This is a genomic window from Nocardiopsis sp. iso_238 (assembly GCF_056173325.1).
Genome location: NZ_CM149668.1, coordinates 2,589,644 through 2,606,892, shown reverse-complemented (window position 1 = coordinate 2,606,892; position 17,249 = coordinate 2,589,644). Strand labels below are relative to the sequence as shown.

Below are 17,249 nucleotides of genomic sequence, written 5' to 3'. Positions count from 1 at the left end.
GCACAGGAATGGCTGCCGAAGAACGTCCCACGCCGTGAACGGGCAGGGGCGCTCCACCGGGAACGCCCCCTGCTCTCGGGTCAGTGTTGGTCGAGGAGTTGGGCGCAGCGGATCAGGCCCAGGTGCGAGTAGGCCTGGGGGTGGTTGCCCAGAGCACGCTCGGTGACCGGGTCGACCTCCTCGGGGATCAGACCGGTGGGTCCGGCGCTGTCCACCAGGTGCTTGAACAGCTCCTCGGCCTCGGCCCGCCTGCCGGTGAGCAGGTAGGCCTCGATCAGCCAGGTCGTGCACAGGTGGAAGCCGCCCTCGCCGCCGGGCAGGCCGTCGTCGCGGTGGTACCGGTACACGGTGGGCCCGGAGCGCAGCTCGGCCTCCACGGCGGTGACGGTGGCCTGGAAACGCTCGTCGGCGGGGTCGATCAGCCCGGACAGGCCGATGTGCAGGGACGCGGCGTCCAGGTCGGTGCCGTCGTAGGCGGTGGTGTAGGCCTGGGCCTGCTCGTTCCAGCCCTTCTCCAGTACCTCCTGGGCGATGTCGGTGCGCAGGTCGGGCCAGGTGGGGTCCACCGTGCGCCCGTACCGCTCGGCCAGGGTGATGGCGCGGTCCAGGGTGAGCCAGCACATGACCTTGGAGTAGACGCGCTGGCGGGGTTCGTCGCGTTCCTCCCAGATGCCGTGGTCGGCCTCGTGCCAGCGGCGGGCCACGGCCTGGGCCATGGAGCGGACCAGGTCCCAGTCGCGGTCGGTGAGTTCCCCGCGGGCGCGGCACAGGTGGGTGATGAGTTCGACGACGGGGCCGAACACGTCGAGTTGGACCTGGTGGTCGGCGAGGTTGCCGATGCGCACGGGGCGGGATCCGGCGTAGCCGGACAGGGACTCGATGACCTCTTCGGGGCCCAGGTCGGTGCCGCGCAGCGAGTAGAGGGGGCGCAGGAGTTCGGGCGAGGGCAGGGAGTCCACGACGCGGTGGACCCAGTCCAGGAACGCCTCGGCCTCGGTGGTCGAGCCCAGCGAGACCAGGGCCTGCACGGTCAGGGCGCCATCACGCAGCCAGCAGTACCGGTAGTCCCAGTTCCGTACCCCGCCGATCTCCTCGGGCAGGGACGTGGTCGCCGCCGCCATCACCCCACCGGTCGGGGTGCACAACCCACGCAACGTCAACGCCGAACGCGCCACCAGCTCTCGCTGGGTCTGGGGCAGCTGGACACCGGAGAGCCAGTCGTTCCACCCTCCCTCGGTCCGGGAGCGGCGGTCGGTCTCGGGGACGGGGTGCGCGGTCAGGGAGTCGGAGCCGCAGCGCAGCTCCAGCACCACCGGTTCACCCTGGACCGGTTCGAGGGTGGCCCGGGCGGTGTCCCGGCCGTCCTCGGACTCGATGTGCCAGCGCACGCCCGGGGAGCGCAGGACCAGGGGGAAGTCCGCCCCGTGGACGCGCAGTCCGTCGTCCTCCGCGACCATCCGCACCGGGGCGCGGCCGAAGTCGGGACGTGGGGCGAACTCGACGTTCACCGGTGTCGAACCCTCGACGACCCGGACGAGGTCGGTGCGGCCGGGCTCGGAATCGTGGTCGTGGGCGAGGTAGTCGGTCACGGACAGGCGGGACCAGCGGGTGCGCACGGTCATGGTGCCCGGCAGGTAGCGCTGGCCGAGCGGCATCCGTCCGTGGGCGGGCGTGACCGCGAAGACCCCCGCCTGACGGCCGCCCAGGACCTCCGCGAACAGGGCGTTGGAGTCCGGCTCGGGGTGGCAGAACCAGAGCAGGCGCGCGTCCGGCCCCAGCAGCGCCACGGACGCCTGGTTGGAGAGCATCGACATGCGCTCGATCGGGACCGGGCGCTCGCGAGGATCGGCGCAGCAGACCCGATGAGTCGGCTCCGTCGCCTCGTGTGTGCCCGTCGCTCCCTGTGTGAGAGTCACCCCGCCGCCTTTCTCCGCCGCCTTCTGGCCCGGGGACCACGTCGTCCACGGACACCCGGTCACTGACCGGCGCAAAGAACGCTAGAACAGGGGTGAACGGGCACACATCGGGTTTCACCGGACCTTAGGTGTCAGCTAAGGGACTCTTAAGGTCCCGGGCTCGACGGAAAACCGATTGCCCGGCCGTGCCCCCCGTGGAACGCTGACCTTTCGCGCCGCCCGAGCGTGCGCGGGAGTCGTGAGCAGTGGAGAAGAGCGGTCGTGGGCTACGTCGACGTCAACCAGGTGACACACACCCTGCCCGACGGGAGGGTGCTGCTGGACGGGGTGTCCTTCCGGGTCGGCGAGGGGTCCAAGACCGCGCTCGTGGGCGCCAACGGCGCGGGCAAGAGCACCCTGTTGCGCCTGGTGCGCGGCGAGTTCCCGCCCCAGTCGGGCGCGCTCACCGTCGACGGCGAGCTGGGCGTGATGCCGCAGTTCGTGGGGCACGTGCGGGACGCCACCACCGTGCACGAGCTCCTGGTGTCGGTCTCCCCCACGACCGTGCGCCGTGCCCACGCGGATCTGGAGGCGGCCGAGACGGCCATGATGCTCTCCGAGGACGAGGCCACGCAGATGCGCTACGCGGAGGCGATCGCCCGGTACGGCGACGCCGGGGGCTACGAGGCCGAGGTGGTGTGGGACCAGTGCTGCGTGGCCGCCCTGGGGGTCGCCTACGAACGCTGCCGGTGGCGCGAGGTGCGCACACTCTCCGGCGGTGAGCAGAAGCGGTTGGTCATCGAGGCCCTGCTGCGCGGCCCCGCGCCGGTGCTGTTGTTGGACGAGCCGGACAACTACCTGGACGTTCCGGGTAAGCGCTGGTTGGAGGAGGCCCTGCGCGCCACCCCCAAGTCGGTCCTGTTCGTCTCCCACGACCGCGAACTGCTCAGCCGGGTCCCGGACCGGATCGTCACGGTGGAGCTGGGCGCGGCGGGCAACGACGTGTGGGTGCACGGCGGTGCCTTCGACACCTACCACGAGGCCCGGCGTGAGCGGTTCGCCCGCCTGGACGAGCTGCGCAAACGCTGGGACGAGGAGCACGCCAAGCTCAGGGCCCTGGTGTCCATGTACAAGCAGAAGGCGTCCTACAACTCGGACATGGCCACCCGGTACCAGTCCGCGCGGACCCGGCTGAACAGGTTCGAGCAGGCGGGTCCGCCCCAGCAGCAGCCCCGGGACCAGAACCTGCGGATGCGGCTGCGCGGCGGGCGTACCGGCAAGCGCGCCCTGGTGTGCGAGAACCTGGAGCTCACCGGACTGATGCGCCCCTTCGACCTGGAGGTCTGGTACGACGAGCGGGTCGCGGTGCTGGGCTCCAACGGTTCGGGCAAGTCGCACTTCCTGCGGCTGCTCGCCGGTGGCGGCGACGACCCCGAGTCCTCGCTGGTCCCCGAGGAGGAGCGGGCCCGGATCGAACCGGTGCCGCACACCGGTCGGGCCCGGTTGGGCGCCCGGGTGCTGCCAGGCTGGTTCGCGCAGACCCACGAGCACCCGGAGTTCGTCGGGCGGACACTGCTCGACATCCTGCACAGCGGGCAGGGCAACCGCCGCGGGCTGCCCCGGGACGAGGCGGGCCGGGCCCTGGACCGCTACGAGCTGGCCCTCAGCGCCGAGCAGCCCTTCGACACCCTGTCCGGTGGTCAGCAGGCCCGGTTCCAGGTGCTGCTGCTGGAGCTCTCGGGCACCACGATGCTGCTGCTCGACGAACCCACGGACAACCTGGACGTGGTCTCGGCGGAGGCGCTGGAGGCGGCCCTGGACGCCTACCAGGGGACGGTTCTGGCGGTCACCCACGACCGTTGGTTCGCTCGGGGCTTCGACCGTTTCGTGGTGTTCGGTGCCGACGGCCGGGTGTACGAGTCGGACGAGCCGGTGTGGGACGAGAGCCGGGTCCGACGCGCCAGGTAGGCGGTCGGGGCCGGGTCTGGCCGAACGAGGGAGGCGACATAAGGTGGCACAAAACAACAGAACATGAGAAGAGAAGGCTTCCCATGCCGTGTCCCCCAGGCCGTCGGAGTCACCTGCCCCTGCTGTTCTCCCTCGTCGCGGTGCTGCTCGCCGGATTCGCCGCCCCGGCCCACGCCGATCCGACCGAGAACTCCCCCGGCTTCTACGCGGACATGCTGGACCGCCATGGCGGCGTGTTCGTCAGTGAGGAGCTCGCCGGTCGCCTGGACCGGCGGGAGCTCGCCGACGACCTGGGTGCCCGTGTCCGCGAGGAGGGCGTGCCTCTGGACGTCCTGGTGGTCGCCCACCCGACCCACACCGATCTCGGCCGGTTGGCCGACGCGGTGCGCTACGAGAGCGATCGCCCGCTCGTGGTGTTCTCGCCCCACACGAACCACGTGGGCGCCTCACTTCTGAGCGGGGCGGGACTCCCCTCGAAGTCCGCCGCCTACACGTCCTACACCGGGGCCTACCCGGAGGATCCGCGCGACCAGCTGGACCGGCTGCTGCGCGCGGCCACCTTCCCGAACCTGGACGAACGGACCGCCCGCGCCGAGACCGAGTACGTCCGGAGCCTCGGAGCCGAGCCGGGTCCGGACTCCGCCGCCGCGGGGTGGCCGACCCAGCGCTGGCTCACCGTCACCTGGCCCGGCACGGCCGTCTTCGCGGTGAGCGCACTGGGCACCGCCCTGGTGGTGGGCGGCGCGACGACGTTCCGCCGGTCTCGGAGGGGCACGGTATGAGGCCCCTCCGCCTCCTGGCGCTCGCGCTGACCGCGCTGTTCGCGTCGATGCTTCTTCCCGGACCCGCGGCCCTGGCGGAGAGTTCCGTCGAGGGCCCGCGCGACGTGGCGGAGATCGACGACCTGACCCGGGTCGTACGCGTGGCCGAGGAACTCGCGCGGGACCCGGTCCACGTGAGCCACCTGTTTCCCGGACAACCCGACGAGAAGGCCCGGCGCGCGATGGCGGCCGAGGTCTCCGAGGCGTTCGACGGCGACGTGCCCCTGTACGTGGTCATGTACGCCGCTCCGCCCACGGACGAGACCGGCGGCCAGCCCACCCTGTTCCTGCACGCCCTGCACGAGGTGAGTGGCGCCGACGGCGTCTACGTGGCGGTGACCACGGACGGCCGGTTGGCCACGGCGGCCTTCGACAGCCCCGTCACCCCCGTACTCGACGGGTCGGACCTCCCGCACGACCTCCGACCCGCGGACTCCGTCTCCAGGATCGTCGCGGTGCTGGACGAGTCACCGAGGACCCACGTGGAGGCCACCCCGCTCACCCGTGACGCCGACCCCGACGTGGAGCAGCGGACCGACCACATCATGTCGCGCGGCGAGCTGGCATGGCTGATGGCGATCCCCGGGGTCGTGGTCGGGGTCCTCGTCGCCATCCTGTACCTGAGGTGGTCCGTTCGGTACCTCTCCCCCGCGTCCGACCAGGAGACGGGGGCCTGGTTCACAGTTGCCAGCCGTGGCTCCCGCGGCCGGATCCGGAGCAGGTTGGCCCGTGAACTGCGGGCGCTGCGCCGCGAGTTCGAGGCGACCCCTCCAGGCCACGAGGGGCTGCCGCGTGCACGGGAGGCCTACGACGCGGCGGGGCTCATCGCCTCCTCCTCAGGTCCCCCGGTCACGGCACTGGTCTGCGGGCTGGTCCTGGCGCGGCACGGACGGAGGGCGCTCGTCCATCCGCACGCGGGCGAGGCCGCCCCCTGCCGGAACAACCCCCTGCACGTCCCGGCCACGGAACGGCGGGACTTCCACCTGGACGGCACCCGCCGCCGGTGGAGGGTGTGCGCGGCCTGCGCGTCCACGAGGTCGGTCCGCGGAATGGGCATGTACCTCCGGCATGAGGGGCGCCGTGTGCACGTGTCCGACGTGGACGACCCCTGGGCCGAGGCCGCGCTGAGCGGTAGCGAGCCCTTCGCACAGGTCCGAACACTGCTGGGAGTCCCCTCATGATCCGCGCCCTCACCGCCCTGCTCCTCTGCCTGCCGGTCCTGTGGTCCGCCCCCGCCGCAGCCGCGGCCGCTCCGGCGGATTCCGGCCCGGACCGGATCCTCAGTCCGGTGGTCGTCGCCGAACACCTGGCCGAGGACCCCGTCTACGTCCACCCCGACCGGCACTTCGACGGCGACCGGTCGACGATCCTGTCCCAGGTCCGGGCCGTGGAGCTCAGCGAACGCGTCGCTCGGGAGCTGCCGCACGTGTACGTCGCCGTCACTCCCTGGCAGAACGCGCCCCGGTCGATGGCCACCGCGTTGGCCAACCGGGCCGAGGCGGAGGGCACCTATCTGGTGGTGGGCACCGGTCACACCGTGGTCGCCGTGCGCTCCGACGGGGACCGGACACCCGGTCCCTCCTCGGACACGGTGCGGATGGCCCTGGCCGTGGTCAACGAACGCCCCGACATGGCCCGCGCCGACCTGGACGAACGGCTCGACCTCGCCCTGGACCTGCTGGGTGACGAACGGGCGGCGGCCCGCGAGTACGAGCGGTTGGCGTCCGGCTCCGAGCAGGGCCGCCGCACCGTGTCCCTGGTGGTCGTGCTGGTCGCCTCGCTCCCTCTGGTGGGCCTGGGCCTGTGGGCCCTGCGCCGACGCGCGCTCCGGCCGGTCCGGGTCGTCCCTCTCTCGGAGGCCGTGGTCGACACGGTGGACGCCGCCGCCCAGGAGGAACTGCGCCGGGAACTCACCCGGGACCTGCCCTCCTACGGTCGCAGGGTGGCCCACTTCAAGGGGCCGCGCTCCCGCGCGTCGAAGGCCCTGGCCACCTACGAGGCCGCCGCGCGGGTGCTGGACACCGCCGGTGACATGTCCGACCTGGTCGGGGTACGCGTGCTGCTGGACCACTGCGAGGCGGCGCTGACGGCGGGTCCCTCACCACGCCACTGCTTCTTCGACCCCCGGCACCAGGGTGTGACGGCCCCGGTCAGCCTGCGGGTACCGGCGAGCCCCCGTGCGACGACGGTTCCGGCCTGTCCCGACTGCCGACGCGACGTGCGCTCCCACGTGCCCCCGAGGGCCGTTCTGGACACCTCCCGGGACCGGCCGTCGCCGTACTACGCGGTGCCCGCGGAGCACAGTGTGTGGGCGGCGACCGGGTACGGCACCACCGCCCCGGACCTGGTCGAGCGGATCCTGGGCGGTGGTGCGCGGGGCTGAGTCCGGAGCGTCCGTCGCGCGTGTGCGCGGCGGACGCCCGGAGGGCGTTCTTCGTCACGTCGGGGCCCGGTCGTGGAGGTGTCCGCGACCGGGCCCCGACGCGTCTCCCGGAACCCCGATCCGCCCTGGAAGGCCGTCGGGCAGGGCGGTGCGGGGCCCGGACGGGTATCCCGTCCGGCAACGCCCGCTCCAGCCCTCATGACGCGTGGTGATCACGCCCGCGCCGTCCGCTTTTGTGTCTTCCTCCAGTCGAACCCCCCGAATTTGCATGTCAATTCGGATCATCCGATGATTTGGTGCGCGATCGATCCACACCGGAAGGCCCCACCACGATGAAGTTCCCCAAGGGCGGCTCGGACACGGTGTCCGAAGACCGGACCCCCGCCGCCACCGAGCGGCCCGAGGACGAGCGTCCGCCCCTGCGGTTCCTGGTCACCTACGGCGTCCAGCACATCCTCGCCCTGTACGCCGGGGTCGTGACCCCGCCGCTCATCATGGCCGCCGCCGTGGGCCTGGACCCGGTGGAGACCGGCCTGATCATCAGCGCGGCCCTGTTGGTCGCCGGTCTGATGACGCTGGTCCAGACACTGGGCGTGTGGCGGTTCGGCATGCGCATGCCGCTGGTGATCGGCGCCTCGTTCATCCCGATCACCGCGATGACCGCGATCGGTGAGTCCAGTGGCCTGCCCGCCGTCTTCGGCGCCTCGATCGTCGCCGGGCTCTTCGGCATCCTCATCGCTCCGGTGATGGCCAGTCTGATCCGCTTCTTCCCCCCGGTGGTCACCGGCAGCGTGATCACCGTCGTCGGCCTCTCCCTGGTTCCCGTCGCGATCGGCTGGATCACCGACAACAGCGAGACCGGAACGCCCTCCGACACGAACCTGCTGTTGGGCGGGGGAACCCTGCTCATCATCCTGGTGCTGTCCCGGGTCCTGCGCGGCGTGTGGGGCCGGGCCTCCATCCTCCTCGGCATGGTGCTGGGCACCCTGTTCGCCGCCGTCCTGGGCGAGGTCGACTTCGGCGCGGTGGGCCAGGGGCCGGTGTTCTCCCTGCCCACGCCGTTCCACTTCGGCGCCCCCGAGTTCCAGGTCGCGGCGATCATCACGATGTGCGTCATGATGATCGTGATCCTGTCCGAGGGCATGGCCGACATCCTCGCGGTCAGCGCGGTCGTGGGCAGCAAGGTGGACGGACGCCGCCTGGCCGACGGCCTGCGCGCCGACGCCGCGACGGCGGTCGTCGGACCGCTGTTCAACTCCTTCCCTGGGAGCACGTTCAGCCAGAACATCGGCCTGATCGCCCTCAACAAGGTGCGTAGCCGCTACGTGGTGGCCGCCGGCGCCGTCCTGCTGCTCGTGATGGGCCTCTTCCCGATCCTGGGCCGGGTCGTCGCGATGATCCCCTCGCCCGTCCTGGGCGGCGCCGGTCTGGTGCTGTTCGGCTCGGTGGCGGCCGCCGGGATCCAGACCCTCGGCAAGGTGGACTACGAGGACAACCAGAACCTGGTCATCGTGGCCGTGTCGCTGGGCTTCGGCATCCTGTCGATCGTCGCGCCCGACTTCTTCGCGACCTTCCCGACGTGGGCCACGATGATCCTGCACTCGGGCATCGTCACCGCCACCGCATCCGCGCTGGTGCTCAACGTGGTCTTCAACGTCCTGGGCGGCAGGGACCGTCCGGAGCGGGCCGATTCCGCTCCCGTGGACTGAGCCGCTTCCCAATACGGGCCCCGGGTCCGGATGGAACCGCGTCGACCCGACGGGGCACCGGCACACGGCGGCGACAGCTGTCGTCCAAGCCTGCCCGCGCTTCGCGCGGGCAGGCTTCCGGTCGCGCGGCACCAACATGCCTCACCACGGCCCTGGGAACGCCTACCGACCGCTGCTCACCGCGTCGCGAACCGCCGGACGAACCACCGGGTGAGAACCCCATCGACCGCCACCGCCTCGGGCGACTGGGGAACCGGTGCGAGCCCAGGCTCCTCGGCCAGCGGGTGGGCCAGGCCCGGCACCGTCGTCAGCTCGACCTCCTCCGGACGCGCGTACCGTCCACGAAGTTCCCTGACCAGGGAAGAAGCGTCCTCACGCAACGTCGGGTGGTCGTGCTCGCCGCTGACCAGCAACAGTGGTGGCTCCCCGCTCAGCTCTCCGGCGCGGGCGACGAAGTCCAGACCCTCGGCCGCCCTACGGGAATCGGCGGTCCAACCGTAGGGCTGGCCGAGCCCGGCGGCGAGGAGTTCGACGCCAGTACTCACCCGCACGGCCGGATTGACGAGCGCGACCGCCCCGATCGGAGTCGGCGGGGCCGTGAGGACCTGAAGCGCCACCGCCCCGCCGAGCGAAGCGCCGAGGACACCGATGGGCTGGTCGTCCACCGGTAGCTGACGGCGCAGCTCGGCCAGCGCGGCCGGGAACTCCTCCACGGCCTGGCGGATGATCGGGCCGAAGTACGCCAACAGGATGTCCTCGCGAGCGAGTTCGACGTGTCTGTCGAGACTGCCCCCGAGCATCCGCGGACCGCACAGCGGCATACCCAGGTGGACCCGCCAGGAAGGGACACCGGCCATGGGCAGTGCCGCCGCGAAGGCCGCGTCGGTGCGGGGCGCGTCCAGCATGTGCCAGGTCACGATCAACCGCGCGGGGCCGTCGCCCGTCCCGGACGGCGGGAGGGCCGTGAAGGGCACACCTGCGGCTGTACCGGTGATCGCGTCCATACGCACTCCTACGGCTTCTCGGGGTTGGATCGCCTCACCGTAGGGGAGGTCGGCCGGGCGCGGACGCCCTTTCTGCTGCGGGCAGAGGGCCAGGGCCTCGGCGTCCTCACCGCCCTGTCACGCCTCGTTCGGATTCGCGCCGGTCCCACCGCTCTTGTGAAACGCGACCTTCCTCTGGGGTGATACGACTTCCATCAGCCTCGTGTCGCGAGCATTCTGTTCATTGCCACAAGTGACCGCGTCCTACCGAACGCGATGCATCATCCTGGTCGTGACAGCTCGCGATCTGGGCCTCCAAAGGGATCGATGACCGTTTTTGGCCCATCACACGCGTCAGGGCCGGAGCGACCACCGATCCCCAGGGATTGCACCACTCCCGGTTCCACGCCTTGCGCGGACACGCCCTGCGGTGCCTCCCACTCCCAAGCGACCTCGCTGACACCGCTGGGTACCGGGGCGGGTGTGGTCGGGAAAGCATCGGCGACCGTGTTCCGTCGGCTGGAACACGGCCGACAACCACCAGAGGCCGCCGTCGGGAGTCGTCAACCTCTCTTCCATGAGGGGGAACCGCACCACGTCGATGGCCGCGAGCAGGATTCCGCCGCAGACCAGCCCCAGACCAACCCAGCTCACCGCCTCCGGCCGGACCCGGCTGGCGACCCGCGACTCGTTCTCCACCTACGGTCCTCGTTCCTCACCGCGTTCGTGACCGGCCTCCAGCGGACAGCATGGACCATCCCTTGAGGTACGGATACCGATCTCTTCACCGTGTGACGGAGGACGACCCCCGGCCCCCGAGAACCTCGCGAGGTGCCATCGGACGCCGCCACGGCCACACGACCGGGGTCTCGACACGTGTCGGGACCCCGGTTCCCGTTTCAAGCGTGGTCAGGGCTTACGGGCCACCCCGCAGAAGTCGTCCACCTCGACGACCTGGCCCACCTCGACCTCGTTGGGGCGCCAGCGGGTCACCGACACCACACCCGGCTCCAGCAGGTCCAGCCCCTCGAAGAACCGCGCGATCCTCTCCGGGGTGCGGTTCACGCGCGGGTTCTGGCCGCTCTCGTTCCAGTGCCGCACCATCGCGTCCATCGTCTCGGTGTGGATCACGTTGGTGTCGTCGTACAGCACGAGGTAACTGCCGGAGGGCAGCGCCTCCACGAGTCGGCGGACGAGCGCGTACGCCTCGTCGTCGTCGGTGATGTGGCCGACGATCCCCATGAGCATCAGGGCGACGGGCTGGTCGAAGTCGAGGGTCCTGCGGGCCTCCCGCAGGATGTGCTCCGGTTCGCGCAGGTCGGCGTCGACGTAGTCGGTGGCGCCCTCGGGGGTGCCCACGAGCAGGGCGCGGGCGTGGGCCAGCACGAGCGGGTCGTGGTCGGTGTAGACGATGCGTGACTCGGGCGCGATCGCCTGGGCCACCTCGTGGGTGTTGTTCGCGGTGGGCAGGCCGGTACCGACGTCAAGGAACTGGCGGACCCCGACGTCGCGGGTGAGGTGGGTGACCGCGCGGACCAGGAACGCGCGGGCGGCGACGGCGATCTCCACGATGTGGGGGTTGGTACGGCGGATCTCGTCCCCGACGGCCCGGTCGGGCGGGTAGTTGTCCTTCCCTCCCAACCAGTAGTTCCAGACGCGGGCCGACTGGGGGACGGTGGTGTCCAGTCGGAGTCGCGAGGGGGTGGCACGCGTGTGGTCGTTGGCCATGGGGATCCCGTCGGTGTGGGGGGCGGACGGGTCTCAGGCTAGCCAGTGTGTCCGGTGCCCCGGCCGCCGTGACCGACCCGGGGCCGCTCCGTTCCGGAGCGCCCCGGGAGACTCCGCCTAGTCCCTCGGACGCAGCAGGACCGGCAGCTCCTTGAGGCTGTTGACCACGATGGAGGGGTGGTTCTCCAGCTTCTCGTCCGGGACGGCGAGCCGCAGGTCGGGGAAGCGCTCGAACAGCAGCGGGAGGGCGATCTGCCCCTCCATGCGGGCCAGGTGGGAGCCCGGGCACACGTGCGGCCCGTACCCGAAGGACATGTGGCGCCCCTTCTCCCGGGTCAGGTCGAAGGTGTCCGGGTGCGGCTCCTCGCCGTGCTCGTCGCGGTCGCGGCTGATCGCGCCGTAGGAGGTCATCAGGGCCTCGCCCTTGCGGATGGTCCGACCGCCGAGCTCCACGTCCTCGGTGGCGAACCGGAAGACCATGTTGGAGGTGGGCGGGTCGAAGCGCAGGGTCTCCTCCACGACCGCGTCCCAGCCGACCCTGCCCTCCTTGACCAGGTCGAACTGCTCGGGGTGGGCCAGCAGGGCGCGCACGGCGTTGCACAGCAGGTTGACGGTGGTCTCGTGCCCGGCCGCCACGACCACCTGGAGGGTTCCGCGCACCTCCAGGTCGGTGAGCGCGTCGCCGTCCTCCCCGGTGTTGAGGAGTTCGGTGGTCAGGTCGTCGCCCGGGTTGGCGCGCTTGGCCGCGATCATGCCCTCGTAGTAGCGCTCCAGGGTCGCGTAGGTCTCCAGGAACTCCTCGGGGCCGGTGACCGCGCTGAAGAACTTCACGTACATGTCGCGCAGGTAGCCGTGCTCGGCCGCGTCCACGCCGTAGAGCTCACCGATCACGCTCATCGGCAGTTTGAAGGCGAACTCGTCCTTGAGGTCCAGCGGCTCGTGCGCCCCGGCCTCCAGAGCGTCCAGGAGCTGGACCGTCAGGTCGTGGACACGGGGACGCAGGCGCTCCACCCGCCGGGCCGAGAACGCCTTGGCGGTGAGCAGGCGCAGGCGCTTGTGCTCGGCGCCGTCGGTGCCCAGGAGGTTGGTCGGGGTGGGCGGGATGGTGCTCATCAGCGGCCACGTCGCGGGGATCCGGCCCTGCTGGTAGTCGTCCCAGTGAGCGATGTCCTTCACCAGGCGCGGGTCGGTGAGCGCCGCGCGGGCGGCCTCGTGGCGGGTGACGGCCCAGGCGGTCACCCCGTCGGGCAGCTCCACGCGGGTGACCGGACCGGCGGCGTGGAGAATCTCGCGTTCGGCGCGCAGGTTCGTGACGTAGGGGTCCAGGGTGACGGTTGCGTCGGTTCCATGCTGAACGGGACAGGGCATCGGTGCACTCCTCGGGTCGGTTCGGGGGATGGTGGGGAGGACGCGGGGATCGGGGCACACGAGGGCCGGGAGCCGTCAGTGGCCCCCGTAGGGATCGGTCGGGGTGAAGGTCACGGGCAGGGAGGCGACCCCCCGCACCCACGGCGAGGGGCGCCAGCGCAGCTCCTCGGCGGGGACGGCCAGTTCGATGTCGGGGAGCCGGTCCACCAGCACCTCGACGCCGGTGACGGCGATGATCTCCGCGATCTCCCGCGCCGGGTAGGGGCACTGGTGTGGTCCGTGCGAGAACGACAGGTGGGCCTGGCTGCCGCGGTCACCGATCCGGCCCGCGGTGGAGCGCACGAGGGGGTCCCGGTTGGCGCCCGAGATCCCGAGAAGCACCATGTCCCCCTGGCGGATGACCTGGCCTCCCAGCTCCACGTCGTGCGCGGCGAAGCGTCCCGCGTGGATCTGGGTGGGGGTGTCCTCCCACAGGACCTCGTTGAGGGCCTCCTGCACGCTGTTGCGCGCACCGGCGATGGACGCGCCGAAGCGGTCGTCGGTGAACATCAGCCGCAGCGCGTTGCCCAGCCACTCGGCCGTCGGCTGGTTGCCGCCGCCCAGCAGGACGATGAGCTCGGGGATCGCCTCCTCGTCGCTGTACGCGGCGGGGTGGCCGAGCAGCCGGGAGACGACGTCCGGCCCGGGCCTGGCGCGGCGCTCCGCCACGAGCTCCCCCATGGCGGCCATCAGCGCCTGCTGGGCGACCATGGCGTCGGGGCCCCCGTCGATCATGGTGTTCATGTCGTCGGCGAGGCGGTCGCCGCGCGGGTCGTCCAGCCCGTACATCCAGCTGAGCACGAGGGCGGGCAGCCGCGCCGTGTAGGAGGTGCGCAGTTCCGTGCCGTCGGTGGAACAGAAGGCGTCGATGAGCCGGTCGGCCATCCGCGCGGTGGTGGTGCGCAGCTCGTGCAGGTCGGTACCGGACAGGGCGTCGCTGAGCGCGCCGGTGCGGCGGCGGTGCTCGGCGCCCTCGGAGTAGAGCACCGACGGCAACTCGATCACCATGGGCAGCATCGGCCAGTCGGCGGGGACCAGGTGCCAGGAGTTCCAGCGGCTGGAGCTGCGCGCGAACGTCGTCGTGTCGTTCATGACCTGGTGCAGTTCCCGGTAGCCGACGACCAGCCACGCGGGGACGTCGCCCTCCATGCGTACGGGGACGACCGGCCCGTGTTCGGCCCGCATCCTCTCGTAGAGGCCGCCCGGGTCGGACTGGAACTCGGGGCCGTACAGCTGGACGGGGCAGCCGGTCATCAGGCACCTTCCGTGATCAGGGAACGCACGTGTTCCACCAGGGCGATGAGCACCTTCTTGGCCGAGTCGCGCTCGCGGGCGTCGCAGCGGAGCAGGGGGATGCGCGGGTCCAGATCCAGGGCGGTGCGCACGTCCTCCAGGGAGTGCTCGGACGCACCGAAGTCGTTGTGCGCCACCACGAAGGGCGTGCCCTGGTCCTCCAGGCGGTCGATCGCGTAGAAGCAGTCCTCCAGGCGCCGGGTGTCGACCAGGACGACCGCGCCCAGTGCGCCGGTGAACAGCCGGTCCCACAGGAACCAGAAGCGCTCCTGGCCGGGCGCTCCGAACAGGTAGAGGACCGAGGTGGCGTCGAGGGTGATGCGGCCGAAGTCGAAGGCCACGGTGGTGGTGCGCTTGCCCTCGACCCCTTCCAGGTCGTCGATGCCCGCCCCGGCGCGCGTCATGGTCTCCTCGGTGGTCAGCGGGCGGATCTCGCTGACGGAGCTGACCATGGTGGTCTTGCCGACCCCGAAGCCGCCGACCACGGCGATCTTCAGGGCCTGTTCGGTGCTGTCGGCCAGCGGGGTGACCGGCTGGTCGGTGCGAGCGGGTTCAGAGGTTGTGGAGTGCAACGAGCACCTTCTCCAACACGTCCGGGGAGGCGAGGGGGTGCGCCGGTGAGGGCGCCGGGGCCGGGTGGCGGGCGGTGACCCGGCCGGTGTCAAGGAGGTCGGTGAGCAGGATCCGCGTGACCGCCACGGGCAGGCGCAGGTGGGCCGCGACCTCCACCACCGCCATGGGGCTCACGCACAGGCGCAGGATGGCGGCGTGTTCGGACTGCATGCCGGGGACCGGCGCGCTCTCCGCGACGATGAGGGCGACGGCGTCCAGGGAGTCGTCGGCGCCACGGCTGCGGCCCGAGGTGATGATGTAGAGCCGGTCGGGGCTCTCCCGTCGGTACGGGCTCACTCCGCTTCGGCTCCGACTCGGGACGGCGTGGTGAGGTGCTCGCCCATCTGCTCGACCAGTTCGTTCATGTTGTGGCCGACCAGCCCGGGCTCGGCCTCACCGTTGGTGATGACCGCCAGGTGGGTGCCGTGCCCCGCCTCGACGATGAAGAGGAGGCCGCCGTAGAACTCGGCCATCGCCTGCCGGACCCCGCCGCGGCCGTCACCGAACTCCACCGAGGCGCTGTGCGCCAGGCTCTGCACCCCGGCCGCGATCGCGGCCAGGTGGTCGGCGCTGTCGTTGCCCAACCCGGCGGTGTGGCACAGCTTGAGGCCGTCCCGGGAGAGCACGAGAGCGTGTCGGGTGCCGGGGGTGCGCTCCAGCAGGCCTTCGAGCAGCCAGGTCAGCGTCTTGAGGTCCATCATGTTTCCTTCGGTGAGTCGGTCGTCTCCTGGCCGCGCACGGCGGAGCGGAACGCGCCGAACCCCTGGGACGGGGTGCGGGGGCCGGCCTCCTTGGGGGCGGGCCGGTTGCGTTCCGCCGCCGCGAGGGACCGGCCCCGGCGGCGCATGGGCAGTCCGCTGTCCGCCCTGGGGGCGGGGGCCGTGTCGGCGGAAGGGGCCGCCGTCTCGCGGGAGGAGGGCTCGGGAACGGTGATCGGCTGTGCGGGGACGCTGGCGGGCAGCGGTTTGACGATGCGCTGCGGCAGGAGCAGGACCACGGCGGTGCCGCCCCTGGAGGAGGAGCGGAAGGAGACTTCGAGACCGTAGCGCTGGGCGATGCGGCCCACGACCGACAGTCCCAGGCGGGTCCCGGAGATGGTGGTGATGTCGAGGCCGTCGCTCACCGCGGCGCGGGCCCGGCGCAGTGCCTCCTCACCCATGACGAGGCCGCCGTCCTCGACCATGACGGCGATCCCGGCCTGGACCTCCTCCACGTGGACGTGGACCTCGGCGGTGGGCGGGGAGAACTTGGCCGCGTTGTCGAGGATCTCGGCCAGGGCGTGGATGACGCCCTCGGCGGCGAACCCGGCGACCGCCAGGTTGGTGACGCTGTGGGTGCGCACGCGCTGGTAGGCGCCGATGCGGCCCATGGCGCCGCGCAGGACGCTCTCCATGGGGATGGCCCGGCCCCAGCGGCGGCCCGACCGCGCGCCGGTGAGGATCGCGATGCTGTCGGCGACCCGCCCGGTCTGCGCGGTGGTGTGGTCCAGCTGCATGAGGTCACCGAGGACGTCGGCCCCGGCGTCGCCGTCGCCGTGGCGCTCCTGCATGCGGCGCAGGTCGGCGAGCATGGTGGTGGACAGCGCCTGGACACGTCCGGCGGCCGTCGCGCACGCGGCCATGGCGGCGGAGCGGCGGCGCTCGGAGGCGGAGATCTCGGTGGCCACGCTCCGAAGGGCGGCGGAGATCGCGGGGTCCGCCACCTCGGGCATCCGGTGCAGGACGGTGTCGGCGGAGTCACCGGCGCGCAGCCGCTCGACCATCCGGGGCAGGAGCCGGGTGGAGAGCGCCGCGGTCTCGGCGTGGGCCCGTTCGACGCGGGCCCGCAGCTCGGCGGCCTCGCGGTCGCGGCGTCCCAGGAGGAGCGCCAGGACGAGGATCAGCAGGAGCGCGATCCCTCCGGCGGTCAGGACCGGGGCCCACCCGTCGGGCCGGGCCGCCCAGAGCGCCCACCCCCAGGCGGGCAGGGCCGGTACCAGGACGAGCAGCCAGCGCGGGGTGGTCGACCCCTGGGGCGGCGCTCCGTCGGGACGGGGGGTCTGGTCAGTCATGGTGCTCCATGTCCGGACACGTCCTCACTCTTTGTACACGCCGAAGGGCACGCCGAACGGGCATCCTCGGCCCACGTGCACTGTTGTGTTACATAGGCGGTCGCAAGGCCCTCAACCTGCCCTTTGTTCACACAGCGAGCAAAGATACCACTTGACTCAACTGTCTCCCATGTCAGAACAATGACAATTACCGGAGTTATCAGACAAAGCCAGCGATACCGCACGGGGGGCGATACATCACCGGACCGGAGTGCGAAGCGACCGCCCGGAGAATCCCGGGGGAACGCCGACCGAATCCCCGGGCGCCTTTCCTCTAACCGCGCCGACGTGCGAATACGGACCCGCCCGAATATCCGCGTCCCCGACCTCGGGAACCTCGGACCACACCGGACCGGGTACC

General features: G+C 71.5%; 14 protein-coding genes. 5 read left to right on the top strand and 9 right to left on the bottom strand.

Annotated features, from left to right (window positions below; genetic code table 11):
• Positions 1–80: 80 nt before the first annotated feature.
• On the bottom strand, positions 81–1,916 hold the full coding sequence (locus AC0VYL_RS11515) for a glycoside hydrolase family 15 protein (RefSeq protein ID WP_475483109.1): 1,836 nt from the start codon (positions 1,914–1,916) through the stop codon (positions 81–83).
• A gap of 261 nt (positions 1,917–2,177) precedes the next feature.
• Here AC0VYL_RS11515 and AC0VYL_RS11510 point away from each other — a divergent pair, with 261 nt between their 5' ends.
• From AC0VYL_RS11510 to AC0VYL_RS11490, 5 genes are all read left to right on the top strand, one after another.
• Positions 2,178–3,863 carry an ABC-F family ATP-binding cassette domain-containing protein gene (locus tag AC0VYL_RS11510; protein ID WP_475483108.1) on the top strand — a complete coding sequence of 562 codons (1,686 nt, stop codon included), beginning with the start codon at positions 2,178–2,180 and terminating at the stop codon, positions 3,861–3,863.
• 83 nt (positions 3,864–3,946) lie between these two features.
• Complete coding sequence (locus AC0VYL_RS11505; protein WP_475483107.1) at positions 3,947–4,645, top strand: hypothetical protein; 699 nt, start codon at positions 3,947–3,949, stop codon at positions 4,643–4,645.
• Entirely contained in the window at positions 4,642–5,865 is a 1,224-nt protein-coding gene (locus tag AC0VYL_RS11500; protein WP_475483106.1) for a hypothetical protein, read from the top strand. The genes AC0VYL_RS11505 and AC0VYL_RS11500 overlap by 4 nt, the downstream gene beginning before the upstream one ends.
• The gene (locus AC0VYL_RS11495) at positions 5,862–7,067 is read left to right on the top strand and encodes a hypothetical protein (protein WP_475483105.1); all 1,206 of its coding nucleotides are present in this window, start codon (positions 5,862–5,864) and stop codon (positions 7,065–7,067) included. Before AC0VYL_RS11500 ends, AC0VYL_RS11495 begins: the two co-directional genes overlap by 4 nt.
• Before the next feature lie 332 nt (positions 7,068–7,399).
• Positions 7,400–8,776: a nucleobase:cation symporter-2 family protein gene (locus tag AC0VYL_RS11490; RefSeq protein WP_475483104.1), complete on the top strand. Its 1,377-nt coding sequence runs from the start codon at positions 7,400–7,402 to the stop codon at positions 8,774–8,776.
• Between the two features lie 176 nt (positions 8,777–8,952).
• Here AC0VYL_RS11490 and AC0VYL_RS11485 read toward each other — a convergent pair whose 3' ends face one another.
• The 8 genes from AC0VYL_RS11485 to AC0VYL_RS11450 all read right to left on the bottom strand — a co-directional run bounded on the left by AC0VYL_RS11485 (position 8,953) and on the right by AC0VYL_RS11450 (position 16,849).
• Positions 8,953–9,780 carry an alpha/beta hydrolase family protein gene (locus AC0VYL_RS11485; protein ID WP_475483103.1) on the bottom strand — a complete coding sequence of 276 codons (828 nt, stop codon included), beginning with the start codon at positions 9,778–9,780 and terminating at the stop codon, positions 8,953–8,955.
• An 888-nt stretch (positions 9,781–10,668) separates the two neighbouring features.
• Positions 10,669–11,487, bottom strand: a complete 819-nt coding sequence (locus tag AC0VYL_RS11480) for an SAM-dependent methyltransferase (protein ID WP_475462624.1) — start codon at positions 11,485–11,487, stop codon at positions 10,669–10,671.
• A gap of 117 nt (positions 11,488–11,604) precedes the next feature.
• Positions 11,605–12,855, bottom strand: coding sequence for a cytochrome P450 family protein (locus tag AC0VYL_RS11475; RefSeq protein WP_475483102.1), 1,251 nt, complete (start codon positions 12,853–12,855; stop codon positions 11,605–11,607).
• 75 nt (positions 12,856–12,930) lie between these two features.
• Complete coding sequence (locus AC0VYL_RS11470; RefSeq protein ID WP_475483101.1) at positions 12,931–14,148, bottom strand: cytochrome P450; 1,218 nt, start codon at positions 14,146–14,148, stop codon at positions 12,931–12,933.
• Complete coding sequence (locus AC0VYL_RS11465) at positions 14,148–14,759, bottom strand: GTP-binding protein (protein ID WP_475483100.1); 612 nt, start codon at positions 14,757–14,759, stop codon at positions 14,148–14,150. Before AC0VYL_RS11465 ends, AC0VYL_RS11470 begins: the two co-directional genes overlap by 1 nt.
• Positions 14,740–15,096: a DUF742 domain-containing protein gene (locus AC0VYL_RS11460; RefSeq protein ID WP_475483099.1), complete on the bottom strand. Its 357-nt coding sequence runs from the start codon at positions 15,094–15,096 to the stop codon at positions 14,740–14,742. The genes AC0VYL_RS11465 and AC0VYL_RS11460 overlap by 20 nt, the downstream gene beginning before the upstream one ends.
• Positions 15,093–15,497 carry a roadblock/LC7 domain-containing protein gene (locus AC0VYL_RS11455; protein WP_475462619.1) on the bottom strand — a complete coding sequence of 135 codons (405 nt, stop codon included), beginning with the start codon at positions 15,495–15,497 and terminating at the stop codon, positions 15,093–15,095. Before AC0VYL_RS11455 ends, AC0VYL_RS11460 begins: the two co-directional genes overlap by 4 nt.
• Complete coding sequence (locus AC0VYL_RS11450; RefSeq protein WP_475483098.1) at positions 15,497–16,849, bottom strand: ATP-binding protein; 1,353 nt, start codon at positions 16,847–16,849, stop codon at positions 15,497–15,499. The genes AC0VYL_RS11455 and AC0VYL_RS11450 overlap by 1 nt, the downstream gene beginning before the upstream one ends.
• Positions 16,850–17,249 lie beyond the last annotated feature (400 nt).

Bases quoted from the DNA above. Each gene is read 5' to 3' on its own strand.
- AC0VYL_RS11505 (WP_475483107.1), top strand. From the start codon at position 3,947: ATGCCGTGTCCCCCAGGCCGTCGGAGTCACCTGCCCCTGCTGTTCTCC.
- AC0VYL_RS11500 (WP_475483106.1), top strand. From the start codon at position 4,642: ATGAGGCCCCTCCGCCTCCTGGCGCTCGCGCTGACCGCGCTGTTCGCG.
- AC0VYL_RS11495 (WP_475483105.1), top strand. From the start codon at position 5,862: ATGATCCGCGCCCTCACCGCCCTGCTCCTCTGCCTGCCGGTCCTGTGG.
- AC0VYL_RS11490 (WP_475483104.1), top strand. From the start codon at position 7,400: ATGAAGTTCCCCAAGGGCGGCTCGGACACGGTGTCCGAAGACCGGACC.
- AC0VYL_RS11485 (WP_475483103.1), bottom strand. From the start codon at position 9,780: ATGGACGCGATCACCGGTACAGCCGCAGGTGTGCCCTTCACGGCCCTC.
- AC0VYL_RS11480 (WP_475462624.1), bottom strand. From the start codon at position 11,487: ATGGCCAACGACCACACGCGTGCCACCCCCTCGCGACTCCGACTGGAC.
- AC0VYL_RS11475 (WP_475483102.1), bottom strand. From the start codon at position 12,855: ATGCCCTGTCCCGTTCAGCATGGAACCGACGCAACCGTCACCCTGGAC.
- AC0VYL_RS11470 (WP_475483101.1), bottom strand. From the start codon at position 14,148: ATGACCGGCTGCCCCGTCCAGCTGTACGGCCCCGAGTTCCAGTCCGAC.
- AC0VYL_RS11455 (WP_475462619.1), bottom strand. From the start codon at position 15,497: ATGGACCTCAAGACGCTGACCTGGCTGCTCGAAGGCCTGCTGGAGCGC.
- AC0VYL_RS11450 (WP_475483098.1), bottom strand. From the start codon at position 16,849: ATGACTGACCAGACCCCCCGTCCCGACGGAGCGCCGCCCCAGGGGTCG.